The following is a 14,036-nucleotide window of genomic DNA, read 5'->3' on the forward strand; positions in this document are numbered from 1 at the left end:
TTATTTGAATGAAAAAGCTGTGGACGCGCCACATGCTTTTTCTAGTTTGAACTTGCTTGTGTCAATTTACTATTGACATGTTCTTCAACATTTTTATTGTGTTCTTCGTATGTCTTAGCGAAGAAAACTTCACCATTTTCGACATTTGCGACAAAATACAAGTAATCGGTCTTACTTGGGTTCACCGCCGCTTCGATCGCTGATACTCCAGGGTTATCCACTGGGCCAGGCATCAAGCCGGTATTCTTATAAATATTATAAGGTGAATCCAGCTCTGTATTGATCGTTGCATCTTCTTTTAAGGTCGTCTTTTGACCAAGTTTCCCTTCTGCATAAAGAATTGCAATATTACTTTGCAAAGGCATGTCTTGGTTCAAACGGTTATAGAAGACACTCGCGATATCTTTGCGGTCCTGATCCGTCGCCCCTTCTTTTTCAACCAAGGAAGCAAGAGTCAATACTTCGTTTACATTGATGTTCTTGCTCTCAAGTGTTTCATAGTATGGGCTTAAGTTTTGATCCATTGCCGCAAGCATCTGATCGATCATCTCTTTCACTGTGGTATCTTTCCCATAGTTATAAGTTGCTGGGAAGAGATAACCTTCTAAACGGTAACGAACACCAGAATCCTTACTTGGCAGATTCGCCAAGAGCTTAGGATATTTGGCCACCATCTTCTCAATAAAGGCATCGTCTTGGACAGCCTTCAAGAAATCTTCTTTCTTAAATGGAGTCTTGCCTGCCTTCTTAGTGGAGACATCGGTGGTGATAGCCGTCGCAATCTGATCGATCGTATAACCTTCTGGAATCGTGACCTTTCCAAGAACTGGAGCCTGAGGAGTTTTGGTTCCCTCTTCTTGCAGTTTTTGGATGATGGTTTCTAGATCCATGCTCTTTTGCAAATTGAAATAACCAGATTTGAAATTGCTATAGTTCTTGAACTTGGTATAGTAGTTAAAGAACTGACCATTTTTCACGAGTCCTTTTTTCTCAAGGATCGCGCCAATCTCACGATTACTTGAACCTGCTGGAATCTCAACCGTTACGAATTCTGTTGCATTTTTATCCATCGGCTTGACAGCTGAATGGATATAGGTCACAGCAAAGATCCCTGTAGCCACGATCACAATCAGCAAAAGGCTGACCACTGTCCGCACAATTCGTTTAGCGATTTTATTTTGTTTCTTTTGTTTTTGTTGGCGCTGGTTACGAGAAGAGCGCGATAAGCTTTCCTCTACCGGTTCCTGACTTGGTTCTTTTTTAGCAGGCTTTGTAAGCTCACTCTTTTCTTCCACAGCAGGAGTCGCCTTTACCGGCTCCACTGGTTCTTCTTTGGGAGCCAACGCAGATTCTTCTACTTTTGGAGGTGGTGTTGCTTCTTCCTCCTCTTTCAGTGAAGAAGGGGTTTCAATGCTTCGATCAGGTAGATCATACTCTTTTTCGATCTTTAGAAGTTGCTCATTGGCCTCTTCTAAGTCTCTGAGGATCTGCTCTTTGAAGCTTAATAACTTCTCACTGTCTTGTGATTTATCAGTCAAATAATTGACCTCCCTCATCATAATCCTTAATATTATATCTTAAAAGATTTAGAAAAGCAATACAAATCGCCCTTCTTCTTCAAAATACCTATTTAATCAAGGTTTTCATTTTCCCAGACCAGATTGTACCAAACTTCACCCGCATATTGGGATTCTGAAAGACCTTCATTGGTAAATCCTTGCTTTTCGTAATAAGGGATCAAATAATCATGACAGGTCAAATTGATCCCTTGACGGCCATCCTTAATCGCAATCTCTTTCATCGCTTCAAGCAAAAGGGTTCCCACTCCCAGTCCTTGAGCTTCTTTAGCAATGGATAGACTCGTAATGGAAATAAAGCCCTGTTCTAACTGACTTAGATCTTCAACCTCTGAAAAAGAGGAATCGATCAAATAGCGCTCCAGTCTAACAGGTCCTTCTAAATAGCCTAAAATCTGACCTCGGCACTCTGCTACAAGAAATGTCGTTTGAATCTTTTCGATGTGATCTTTTAAAATCTCACGCGCAATCGCTTCTTCTTCTGAGAAATTTTCAAGCTCAATGCGCTCGATGGCATCCAAATCCTGCAGCTCTGCCTGTCTAATGTGAATCTTTTCTTTCATCATTTACTCCTTCTATCGTTCCCAAACCATATGGACACCTCGATCAGACTCAGCTTCATCTCGAAATCCTTGCTGGGAAAAATAAGATAGTAAGTCTTCTGGGCAATCGATCCAAATGGCTTCCTTTTCCTTTTGAACAGCTAGATCCTTTAAAGCAGCGATCAAAATAGAACCATAGCCTTGACCTTGAAAGGCTGGTCTCACTGCTAGTCGCAATACAATTAGGTCTCTTTTTAAAGGCTGGTCTTCTGTCGCCAACAAGTAAGCCACAGCATCCCCCGCCTGCTCTGCAAGCAAAGAAATGGCTTCCTTCGAACCTAGCGCTTCCTCAAGAGTGGCCCTGTGCTCCTTTCCTTCATTGTCATGAAGTTCTTCTTCTAGCAAGCCCAGCTGTTCTTGATCAGCTGGGGTGATTGATCGAATCATCATCCTGCTTTCCTCATCTCATACTCCTTCAGTGGACAGATAAATTTGAGTCTGGAACCAATCGATTCCAGACTCAATCATCTCTTATTGTACACTATGTGTCAAACTAGATAATAAACGCTCAAATGAGTATTCATAGGTTTGAATATCTCCTGCTCCCATAAAGACATAGACTGCATTATCATGGTCAAGAAGAGGAGAAACATTCTCAGCTGTAATAATCGCTGAGCGTTTGACAATTTTTGCTTCCAAATCTTCAACTTTCACATCGCCGTGATCAACTTCACGCGCAGAGCCATAGATCTGTGCCAAGTAAACAGCATCTGCTTGATTCAACGCTTCTGCAAATTCATCTAACAAGGCAATGGTCCGTGTAAAGGTATGTGGTTGGAAAATGGCCACAATCTCTTTGCTTGGGTATTTTTGACGGGCCGCATCCAAGGTTGCAATAATTTCCGTTGGATGATGCGCAAAGTCATCGATGATCACTGTTCCATTGACTACTTTTTCAGTGAAGCGACGTTTCACGCCAGCAAAGGTCTTCAAATGTTCGCGGACTAAATCTAAGTCAAATCCTGCAATGTAAAGCAAGCCAATGACAGCTGTGGCATTCATGATGTTGTGACGACCAAATGTTGGGATATGGAATTGCCCCAAGTCTTCTCCACGGAAATGAACGTTGAAGGTTGAACCAGTCGTTGAACGAAGCAGGTTGCTTGCCACAAAATCGTTCGTCTCCTTATCAAAACCATAGTAATAAATTGGTGCTGATGAGGTAATCCGACGCAATTCTTTGTCTTCTCCGTAGATGAAGAGGCCTTTACTGATTTGTTTGGCATAATCATTAAAGGCATTAAAGACATCTTCCAAGCTCGTGAAATAGTCTGGATGGTCGAAGTCAATATTGGTAATGATGCTGTATTCCGGATGGTAAGGCATAAAGTGGCGTTCATACTCATCTGATTCAAATACAAAGTATTTGGCTGCTGCAGAGCCACGACCTGTCCCGTCACCAATCAAATAACTGGTATCAGTGATATTTGATAAGACATGCGAAAGCATCCCTGTTGTTGAGGTTTTTCCGTGTGCTCCGGCAACCCCCATGCTGACGAAGTCACGCATAAATTCACCAAGGAATTCATGGTAGCGTTTATAGTTTAGGCCATGCTCATCTGCATAAGCAATTTCCACATTGTTATCTGGACGGAAAGCATTCCCAGCAATGAGGATCTTGTCGCCTTCCAAATTTTTCACATCAAATGGATAAATTTGAATTCCTGCTTGTTCCAAGCCACGTTGCGTAAAGTAATACTTCTCAACATCTGACCCTTGAACCGTATGTCCCATTTGGTGAAGCATGAGGGCTAAAGCACTCATCCCTGCTCCTTTAATTCCAATAAAATGGTATGTATTAGACATGTTTTCTCCTTATTCTTGATCTAGATGGGTTAAATCCAATTCTTGTTTGATTGGCTGTGGTTTCAACTTGTGCTGATCTTTATTGTATATTTGGCTAGTCTTTAAGAAATCATAATTGTTTTTCTTTTCAGTCGGTTCTGCCACTTCTGGTTCTCCTGCAGATTCGAACTCTGCAAGGATCAACTGATCTTGTCGTAATCGTTTGCTATATTTCAATAATTCACCCGGATTTTCCTTTTGGAAGGGAGCCGTTGGCTGACCAGGTTTCCGTTCTGAAATAAACGGTTTTTTCCGCTTACTTGTAGTAGCTGCTGGATCCGTTGTCAGATAGGGGGCTGTGCGTTTCTTTTTCAGATCTTCACGCGCACGCTCTCTCGCTTCCTCTGCATAACGGTTGGCAGGACTTTTTTTATCAATCGGCTCTTTAAAATCAGGTTTTCTTACTGGCCGTCTTTTCGGTAGGGGCTCTTCTAGTGGTTGATGGTAAGGATGCTTAGGTTTGGTGTTTTCAGCAATCGGTTGCCATTCCAAATAATTTTTATCCACATAGTCGCCTGTAATGTTACTAATCAAGTCTGTTTCATCATACAGGTTCATGTGGGGCATCTCTTTTAACATCAACTCATTATCCCCTACTTGAGGAAAATATTTTTCTGTCATGCTTTCTTCCTTTCGACACTCCATTAATTATAAACTATTCACAGAATTTTTCAAGCTATTCTGACTGAATTCCAAGAATCTCACGAATTTCCTCAACAGATAAGCTGGACCGTGTTTCCGTTCCATCTAAAATTGTTGAGACCAAGTGTCTTTTAGATGCTTGAAGTTCCTGGATTTTTTCTTCAATCGTGCCACGAGTAATCATACGGTAAACTTCAACATTTTGTTCCTGTCCCATTCGATGGGCACGTCCAATAGCCTGGTCTTCCACTGCAGGATTCCACCACAAATCGACTAGGATGACGGTATCGGCTCCCGTGAGGTTCAAACCGACTCCTCCAGCCTTCAAAGAAATGAGAAAAGCATTACGCTCACCTGCATTAAAGGCATTGGTCATTTCTTGACGATCTTTGGCCGGAGTGGATCCCGTGATTTTGAAGGAGGTCATGCCAAGCTGGTCAATTTCCTGCTCTAGGATATCCAGCATGCCTCTAAATTGAGAGAAGATCAAAACCCGGTGTTCGCCATCCTTGATTTGACCCAAAAGATCTCGAAGGCTCTCCAATTTCCCACTATCTCCTTGATAGTCTTCCATAAAGAGGGCGGGGGTATCACAGATTTGGCGAAGGCGCATGAGACCAGAGAGAATTTCCACCTTGCTCCGATTTAGTTCTTCCTCACTAGAGGTTCGAACCCGATCTTGAATTTGTTTTAATTGAGCCAAATAGATCGTTTTTTGACTTTCATCCAACTCATTGTGGTATGTTGTTTCAATTAAGTCCGGTAATTCTTGGAGCACTTCATCTTTTTTCCGTCTCATGACGAAAGGTTTGACAAAACGCGCAATGGTCTCAGGACTCAATTTTTGAAATTCTCTTTTAGCTGGGAAGAGCCCTGGAAGGACAATTTGGAAAATAGACCAGAGTTCACCCACATGATTTTCAATCGGTGTCCCAGATAAGGCAAACACATGCGGAACCTCAAAGCCACGTAAGTGTTGGGCAATCTTGGTTTGGGCATTTTTCATGACCTGGGCTTCATCTAGAATCAAGTACTCATACTGATTCTTCTGGTATTCCTCCACATCTTGACGGAAAGACGCGTAACTAGTGATAACTACCTGTGGATTGGTTGCGATGAGTTCATCTCGGTGCTGCTTGAGACCATAGACGACTTCCACTTCCATCTGAGGAGCGAATTTTGAAAATTCTTGTTTCCAATTGTAGATGAGACTAGATGGAGCTAGAATCAAGATTTTAGTTTCTTTTTTTGCAACACTGGTCAAGAAGGAAATAGTCTGCAGGGTTTTCCCAAGCCCCATATCATCCGCTAAAATACCACCAAAACCATAATGATTTAACATGGAGAACCATTTGACCCCTGTTTCTTGGTAATCCCTTAGGGTCGCTTGGATTGTCATCTGAGGGAGTTGGAAGTCTTCTGGATGAGTCAAATCATGAGCTAAATTTCGAAAGTCTTCTGAAAAATGAACATTGTCTTGATCTGCCAACAAATCAGATAGCTGATAAGCGGCAATCCGGCGGGCTTGTAGTTTCCCACCCTTGCTCATTTTCGCCCGCAGATCTGCTAAGGCTCGACTGATCTTCTTGGTTTCTTCATCAAAGACAAGAACTTTCCCTGTATGGCTGACAAAATAGTCTTTTTGCCCTACTAGAGCTTTGAGGACCTGGTCCACTTCGGCTGGATCCACACTTTCAAAGTCAAAACCGATCTCCAGTAGACTGCCATTGGTTTTAACATCAATTTTTGGACGCTCCACTTGATAAAGATCTAAAAGGCTATCAGAGAGGGTAACCTCTCCTAAGGCTTCAAAAGTCGGGATCTGTTGGTGAAAGAATGGATAGATTTGCTCACTTGATAAAGGACTTCTTTGGGAAGAAAAGTCGTCTGTAAAACCTGCTGCTAGCATGGTTGAAAGGACTTCTTGCTCCTTATCGAAATCACTGGAATAAGGAAGATTGAGGAGTTCCTCACGCGTGGTCACCACACGATCCTGGTATTGAAAGACAACATCCAGTAAAACAGTCTGGTCCTGTGCTAGATCAAAATGAAATTCTGGAGTGAAATCGTGGATTAAAAAGCTGGTCGGAGCTGTTATTTGCCCCAGTTTTTTGAACTCTTTTAAACTATAGGAAAGCTTTGTTTGATCCGTTGGATCAAAATGCAGGCGTTTTTTGCGATCCTGATCCATTGGAAGATCTTGGATGGCCTTCCATAGGGTTCGCTGTTGGGGCGTCAGGTGATAGAAAACACCATTTCGAAACAGGTAAACAGCAGACTCGACAACCTTCACTTGTGGCTCCGTAATGATCAATTCGTAAAAATCACCATGGTCTTCCACCTGAAAATGAAAGAGTTCTTCCTCCCCATGGACATCCTGAAAATAGACTTCAGAAAAATCGTACATGCTGTATTGCAAGAGGAAGGAATCCAAATTCATCAATAATTCTACAGCTTCTTCAAAGAGAGTCGGTGGAAAATAAAGATGGCGTCCAGCATTGGGAAAGAAATCTTGCTCTTTCGATCCACTATCTATGACCAAGCCTTGTAGGAAATTGATCACATCCTGACTAGACCCATCAAATTCTAAGTAAGAAATGGGTTCATAGTAACTTTTGCCAATTGCAAAATGGCCTTCTTTCTGAAGGGTCTGCAAAAAAGCTAGTACATCTCTGATCACATAAGAGCGCTCGTCTGGCAAGCGACGAATGCGAAGAGTCCACAAGAATTGACCAGAGTATTCATCCTCCTGCCCGACTGCTGATAAGACATAGCGTGTTTCTTTCTTTTCGATTTTTGGAAGGACCTGGTCTAAAAACAAACTTCCAAAAGAGACCTTCTCCTGCGTTTCTTCAGTCGCCGTGGCGTCTTCTTCAAGGCTTGTAAGAGCTGCTTTCCCACTGTCATCATTCTTCAAAAAAGCTTCTACAGCTGCTAGATGCGTACAGAATTTTTTCTTTTGAAAGAAAGCACAGCTACAAAAAACGGCATCGTCGTCCAAACTGTACCGCAAGCTTTCTTCTTCCACCCGAAAATACAGGTATTTTTCTTTTACTTCCTGAAGGGAAACTTTCCCAGCTTCATAGAGAAGGCTCCCTTGTGAACGAACCTTCCCAGGAATTAATTTTGCCATGTTTACCACCTTAGATTAATCCCTTTATTATACCATATTTAAGATAAAATTAGAAAAGATAATTTTACTATTAAAAGGATTTTAACTTACTTTTAGAAAAAACTGAGACAGTCTTGTCCCAGATTTTCACCTGATTTCGTAATAGAGTTACCTCAATCAGCTATCCATGATTTTTCTCTTTTAACCGTCTGAGCGAACAATAGACAGAATAGCTAAATAGAGAGGAGAAAGATCCCGATAGCCCACAAAAAATACGACCTATTTTTTAATAAAATCCCCAACAATAGGATCAAGAGCTCCAAGCTTACGATCGAACCGAGAAACAAGAGATACAGATAGATTTTAAATAATAAGTACACAAACCTAAAGCTCTCATGATCTTCATGAGTTTACTCTACTCATCCTTAAAAAAAGCATAAGGAATAAAGAATATCCGGACCATGATACTACGCATCTGACTATCCTCCACTTCATTTTACCAGCTTATTAAAAAAAGCAACGCTTATGCGCTACTTTTAGTTGTTTTCATAGTTGGAAGAATGAGCGTTTTATCATTTGAAATATCCTTCTCCACTTTGATCCATTTGTCTCGTATTCCCTACTTCCGTTTTCGCGCAATCAAATGGATTGGAGTTCCTTCAAAAACAAAGGCCTTGCGAATTTGGTTCTCCAAGAAACGGAGGTATGAGAAGTGCATCAGTTCTTCTTCGTTAACAAAGACCACAAAAGTTGGCGGCTTGGTTGCCACTTGTGTCGCATAGAAGATCTTGAGGCGTTTTCCTTTATCGGTCGGAGTTGGATTAATGGCAATGGCATCCATAATCACATCGTTCAAGACAGCTGAAGGAATCCGTGTATTTTGACTCTCACTGATCTGTTTGATCATCTCTGGCAACTTGTGCAAGCGTTGTTTGGTTAAGGCAGAGACAAAAACAATCGGCGCATAAGAAAGGTATTGGAATTGATCACGAATGTCATCTTCCCACTGCTTCATGGTATGGTTGTCTTTTTCAATAGTATCCCATTTGTTGACAACAATGATCATCCCTTTACCAGCTTCATGAGCAAAGCCAGCGATCCGCTTATCATACTCCCGAATCCCTTCTTCGGCATTGATAACCATCAAAACCACATCTGAACGGTCGATGGCACGCATGGCACGCATGACAGAATATTTCTCAGTGTTTTCATAGATTTTACCAGATTTGCGCATACCAGCTGTATCGATCATGGTAAATTCTTGACCATCTGCATCGGTAAAATGGGTATCGATGGCATCCCGTGTAGTTCCAGCAACCGGGCTTGCGATGACCCGGTCTTCCCCGAGAATCGCATTGATCAAGCTTGACTTCCCAACATTTGGACGACCAATCAAGCTAAATTTGATGATATCTGGATTTTCTTCTTCTGTTTCATTCGGAAGATTTTCAATGATGGCATCGAGCACATCCCCAGTTCCGATCCCGTGGACAGAGGATACCGGTAGTGGCTCACCCAGTCCTAAGGCATAAAAGTCATAGATATCATTGCGCATCTCTGGGTTATCCACCTTGTTGACTGCAAGAATCACCGGTTTATGGGTCTTATACAAGATACGAGTGACATATTCATCCGCATCCGTGATCCCTTCTTTTCCAGAAACAACAAAGACGATCACATCTGCTTCGTCCATAGCAATTTCTGCTTGATGCTTGATTTGCTCCATAAATGGGGCATCTACGTCATCAATTCCCCCCGTATCAATGATACTAAATTTTCGATTCAACCACTCAGCTGTTGCATAAATGCGGTCACGAGTGACTCCTTCTACATCCTCAACGATGGAAATCCGCTCACCGGCAATCCGGTTAAAGAGTGTAGATTTTCCGACATTGGGACGGCCTACAATCGCAATAGTTGGTAGGGCCATGATTTCCTCTTTTCTAATGAAAGGCGAGACTTCAGTTCAAGAACGCCTCTCTTCATTTCATAATAGTTTGTGTTTTTCTAGTAGTTTTTTGGTCTCTTCTTGTTCAGGTTGACCAAATTGAGCTGCAAGGCGCTCGCTCCAGCTATCTGTTGCACGCGCTCCAGCATAATCTGCCTGAACCTTGTCATAGGCAGTCACAACTGATAGGTCTTGTTCTTGGTATTCTTCTTCAAAAGCAACCTGCTCCAATGGCAAACGTGGTTTCACCGCATGTTGCTGGTTGGGTACTCCGAGAGCAATCCCAAAAACCGGATAGGTATAGTCTGGCAGACGGAAGAGTTCTGCGACTTCTTCTGAACAGTAGCGCAACATGCCGATGATCACTCCACCATAGCCGAGACTTTCAGCTGCCAATAGCGTGTTTTGAGCTGCCAGAGCCGCATCCACTGAGGTGATCAGTAAGTTGTCCACCCCTTCAGGATGGAAATCCTGCTCATGAAGTTTGACAGCTTTTTCAGCACGGTTTAAATCTCCAACAAAGAGGAGAAAGACATCTGATTGGCGAATCGCTTCTTGAGGAAGCAAGTCGTAAAGAGCTTCTTTCTTTTCCTTGCTTTTGACCACAATCACAGAATAAGACTGAAAGTTTTTCCAACTTGATGCCATCTGCCCAGCTGATAAAATTTCCATGAGGTCAGCTTCTTTGATGGCTTCTTCCTTAAAACGGCGAACAGAAAAATGAGATTTCATTAAACGGATGGTTTCATTCATCGGCGATTGACTCCTTCCAGATGGATTTCCTTGGCTAAAAATTTTACGCGCTCCATAACACGTTTGGCCTGCCAGGTTTCATCTCCATTACGCGAAGCTGCAAAATGACGTTCCAACTCTTCAAAATTAAAGTTAGAAGTAAAGAAGGTTGGGAGATTTTCCTGCATTCGGTGCTGCAAAATCACCTGTAAGATTTCATCTCGCACCCAGGCTGACATCTGTTCCGCACCGATATCATCGAGAATTAAAATTTCGGCTTTTTTCACCTGATCGACGGTTTCTTTGACCAAGCCTGAACTGATGGCATTTTTGACATCGATCGCAAAACTTGGGAAATGTAGTAGAGTGGTAGAGGCCTGACGTTTTTCGGATAAATCATGAGCCAAGGCTGCCATCATGTAGCTCTTTCCTACTCCAAAATCACCATAGAGGTAGATCCCCTTTTGATATTCCGGATAGTTGGCCACAAAATTAGCTAATTCCTCAAAGGCCACAAATCTTCCCTTATCATCGAGTTCTACCTTGGCTAGACTCGCTTCTTTCAAGGTTGAAGGGAGATTGATCAAGTTGAGACGTTGGTTGATCGCAGCTCGTTTTTGGGCTTCGATTAACTCTGGCGTTTCCTCATAAGCGACATCCGCATAGCCTTCATTCATGGTGAGGATGGGCTTATAACCTTTGGCAATATAATCCGGATCTCCCAATAAGAAACGGTTGCGTTCACTAATGTATTGATTAAATTTTGAAATACTCCGTCGAATTTCTTGTTCAGACAAAGACTGGTCCTTGATAAAAGCAGCAACTTCTTGGTCTGCCAAGATCTGTGCGACCAAATCCTCATAGTTAAATTGACGCGCACGGTTCATGTGAGACATGGTTTGACCTACACTTTCCATCTACTCACCTCCTTGATTCAGTTTTTCTAATAGGCGTTGTTTCTCTTTAGCAAGATCCACCTTTTCTGCTTGACTGGTTTGATTTTGATAGTTTGGTTGGCTCCACTTGGGAACATTGCTGTTCTTGCCCTTAGCTGATGTAGGACTCGTCCCCTTGTTTCCTTGAGCTTTAGCTTGTTCCTGGCGTTCTCGAACTTTTAAAATCGCTAGTTCTGCACTGTTGACCCCTTGATAAGAAAAATCATTTCCCACCTTCAAAGCATACTTTTCATTGAGATTAGCAGACTGGGTCTTATTAAAGGTCAACAATAAGATGATATTGATCACCTCATCTAATAAGCCTAGATCAGCTAACTTGGATAAAGTCTTGCGTTCGCTCTGCGTAATGGTCGCATTGCGCGCCTTCTTAATCTCCGCTAGAAATTGTAGGCTGGATTTTGCCTTAGCTTCCCTCAGAATAGTTTCTTCCTGACGGCTATAGGACATGCGGGGTTGCTCTTGGCTAGCCTGAGCTAATTTTTGTTTCATTCTCTTTGGAGAGACGGTACGGTCTACAGCTGTTTCTTTGGCTAAAAGATACGTTTCATACCAGGTCCATTGCTGCTCTTCTGCAATGGCAAAGAGGGCAAGAGTCGCTTCTCCTTCATCCGCAAAACGAAGTCCATCACGCCCCATCATTCGCTTAAACATCTCCATATCAAACTGCTGTTTCTTGCTTGGAAGAACGGTCACCTCACCAGCATCTAGTCCAAAGACTTGAGAGAAGGAAACTTGCCGTCTAGTTCCTAAAGAGCGTGCTGGGATCAGATCCTCAACAGCCTTTTCCCCAATCTTTTTTTCAAGCAAGCGTTTGAAAATAGCATTCGAAAAAAATTGTTCTGATTCAAGAGGAGCATGTAACTGGATGGTGATCCCAACTTCTTCCTCATAGAGATCCATCAACCCCATAGCAATTAAACGATCAAAGGCGAGTAGCAACTGTGGAAATCCTATATTCAAGTGATTGAGGATTTGAGCAAGTAAATATTGTTTTTCACCCTGATCATAAGAGGCGAGCAGATAACGATAAATCGCTACTGTTTCTGTCTCTAAAATAGGCAGGTAATACTGCTCCAATGCAGCCCCTGCCGGTGGAAGAAGATTATTTTTTAAAAATGCGAAAGGCGTATTGGGCTTCATCTATTTTTCCTTTTTCTTCTTGGTTCCCTTCGTAATTTGTTTCAAGAGGGTTTCTAACTCACCGACATCCTTGAAACTCCGGTAAACACTAGCAAAACGGACATAGGTGATCTCATCTAGATCTGCTAACTCATCCATGACCAACGAACCAATATATTCACTGTTGATTTCATTATCACTTTGGCTGCGAACCTTTTGCTCGATCCGGTTTACAATTTCTTCAATTTCGTCACTAGAAACAGGCCGTTTTTGAGCTGAGCGGATAATACCATTAAAGATTTTATCACGAGAAAATTGCTCGCGTGTCCCATCCTTTTTGACAACCACTAGGGTCCGCTCTTCCACTCGTTCGTAGGTAGTAAAGCGATAATGGCATTCTTCGCATTCCCTGCGACGACGGATGGTGTTCCCATCTTCAGCTTGTCGACTATCCACCACACTAGACTTACTTCCACCACATTTTGGACAACGCATTTGCTACCTCCTTAAACTGTTTTAACACTTCATTTTACCATAAATTGAATCGTAAAGAAAGCAGAAGAACAGGAGAATCCCCTATGCTTGCTCCTCATTGATCCATAAAAAAGAGTCGAAGGAAGATTGAATAAAATCGTTTTCCTTTCGACTCTCCATTTATATTAAAGTGATAATTCAGCTTCTAAGCCATAGTGATCACTGACATGGGGTTTGTTTTGATCATCAAAAATGACATGTAGACGCTGGATGTCCCATTCTGGACTTGCAAAGACGTAATCGATTCGCAATGGAACTTGATTGTCCGTCCAGCCATCGATTCCAGGACCTACAGTATAAGTCCCCTTTGTTTCTTTGGCTTCAATAAAGCTATCTTGAAGCTTTAGCGAACTGGATAGAATCGTTTCATACCCTTCTTGACCAGCAGGATTATTGAAATCACCAGCTAGAATAAAGGGTTTGCCTACTTGGCTGAAGTAGTTCTCAATGCGTGGCCACTCAAATTGGAAACCTTTGTCCCACCAAGAAAGATGGACGCTGGCAACAGCAATCTCTTTGCCATCTATACTTGTATGGGCAACGGCTACTCGACGAGTATGGTAGTCCGTTGGATCATCCATATTGGATACCAAAATCTCATCCGCCTTCAAGGGTTGACGCGAAAGAACGGCCACACCCTCATTGAGGTGATCATAGCCAATATGGTTGTAGGCCCAAGTCCAATAATAGTGGAGTCCATGAGCAGCTAACTCTTCTACCAATACGCGAACAAAGTGATCCTTGTGAATCGCTACAGATGATGGCAAAGCTTGATAATACTCATCTGTTTCGACTGTTTCTGAGGCCATTTCTTGATTGACCTCTTGGAAACAGATCACATCATATTGCGCTTCTAAAATTTGTTCCTTGAGGGTTTCAAATTTTTGCTGAGCATTCTCTTCCATCCAACTATGGGAATTTAATGTTAAAAATTTCATCCCCTGATTTCTCCTTCTCTCCAAATCAAGA

The 14,036-nt window shown here is 42.3% G+C and carries 12 protein-coding genes; all 12 read right to left on the reverse strand.

Annotated elements, in window-relative coordinates:
- Positions 1-41: 41 nt before the first annotated feature.
- The 12 genes from mltG to WKT08_RS03335 all read right to left on the reverse strand — a co-directional run bounded on the left by mltG (position 42) and on the right by WKT08_RS03335 (position 14,005).
- The gene (mltG, locus tag WKT08_RS03280; RefSeq protein WP_445330258.1) at positions 42-1,571 is read right to left on the reverse strand and encodes an endolytic transglycosylase MltG; all 1,530 of its coding nucleotides are present in this window, start codon (positions 1,569-1,571) and stop codon (positions 42-44) included.
- Between the two features lie 59 nt (positions 1,572-1,630).
- Entirely contained in the window at positions 1,631-2,140 is a 510-nt protein-coding gene (locus WKT08_RS03285) for a GNAT family N-acetyltransferase (RefSeq protein WP_340280105.1), read from the reverse strand.
- A gap of 12 nt (positions 2,141-2,152) precedes the next feature.
- Positions 2,153-2,569, reverse strand: a complete 417-nt coding sequence (locus WKT08_RS03290; protein WP_201088017.1) for a GNAT family N-acetyltransferase — start codon at positions 2,567-2,569, stop codon at positions 2,153-2,155.
- Positions 2,570-2,650: 81 nt separating this feature from the next.
- Positions 2,651-3,985, reverse strand: a complete 1,335-nt coding sequence (gene murC, locus WKT08_RS03295; protein ID WP_155167426.1) for a UDP-N-acetylmuramate--L-alanine ligase — start codon at positions 3,983-3,985, stop codon at positions 2,651-2,653.
- A gap of 9 nt (positions 3,986-3,994) precedes the next feature.
- Positions 3,995-4,645: a cystathionine gamma-synthase gene (locus tag WKT08_RS03300; RefSeq protein WP_155167424.1), complete on the reverse strand. Its 651-nt coding sequence runs from the start codon at positions 4,643-4,645 to the stop codon at positions 3,995-3,997.
- Positions 4,646-4,700: 55 nt separating this feature from the next.
- Entirely contained in the window at positions 4,701-7,799 is a 3,099-nt protein-coding gene (locus WKT08_RS03305; RefSeq protein WP_340279988.1) for an SNF2-related protein, read from the reverse strand.
- 598 nt (positions 7,800-8,397) lie between these two features.
- A complete protein-coding gene (gene der / locus WKT08_RS03310) occupies positions 8,398-9,708 on the reverse strand; it encodes a ribosome biogenesis GTPase Der (RefSeq protein ID WP_003005632.1) in 1,311 nt (436 codons plus the stop codon).
- 57 nt (positions 9,709-9,765) lie between these two features.
- Positions 9,766-10,479, reverse strand: coding sequence for a nitroreductase family protein (locus WKT08_RS03315; protein WP_340279991.1), 714 nt, complete (start codon positions 10,477-10,479; stop codon positions 9,766-9,768).
- Complete coding sequence (dnaI, locus tag WKT08_RS03320) at positions 10,476-11,375, reverse strand: primosomal protein DnaI (RefSeq protein ID WP_340279993.1); 900 nt, start codon at positions 11,373-11,375, stop codon at positions 10,476-10,478. The genes WKT08_RS03315 and dnaI overlap by 4 nt, the downstream gene beginning before the upstream one ends.
- Positions 11,376-12,554 carry a DNA helicase gene (locus WKT08_RS03325; RefSeq protein ID WP_340279995.1) on the reverse strand — a complete coding sequence of 393 codons (1,179 nt, stop codon included), beginning with the start codon at positions 12,552-12,554 and terminating at the stop codon, positions 11,376-11,378.
- Entirely contained in the window at positions 12,555-13,028 is a 474-nt protein-coding gene (nrdR, locus tag WKT08_RS03330) for a transcriptional regulator NrdR (RefSeq protein WP_003005476.1), read from the reverse strand.
- Between the two features lie 164 nt (positions 13,029-13,192).
- Positions 13,193-14,005 carry an endonuclease/exonuclease/phosphatase family protein gene (locus WKT08_RS03335; RefSeq protein ID WP_340279997.1) on the reverse strand — a complete coding sequence of 271 codons (813 nt, stop codon included), beginning with the start codon at positions 14,003-14,005 and terminating at the stop codon, positions 13,193-13,195.
- Positions 14,006-14,036 lie beyond the last annotated feature (31 nt).

It is taken from the genome of Streptococcus sp. HCA-5024 (assembly GCF_037890265.1).
Classification (GTDB): Bacteria; Bacillota; Bacilli; order Lactobacillales; family Streptococcaceae; genus Streptococcus; species Streptococcus lingualis.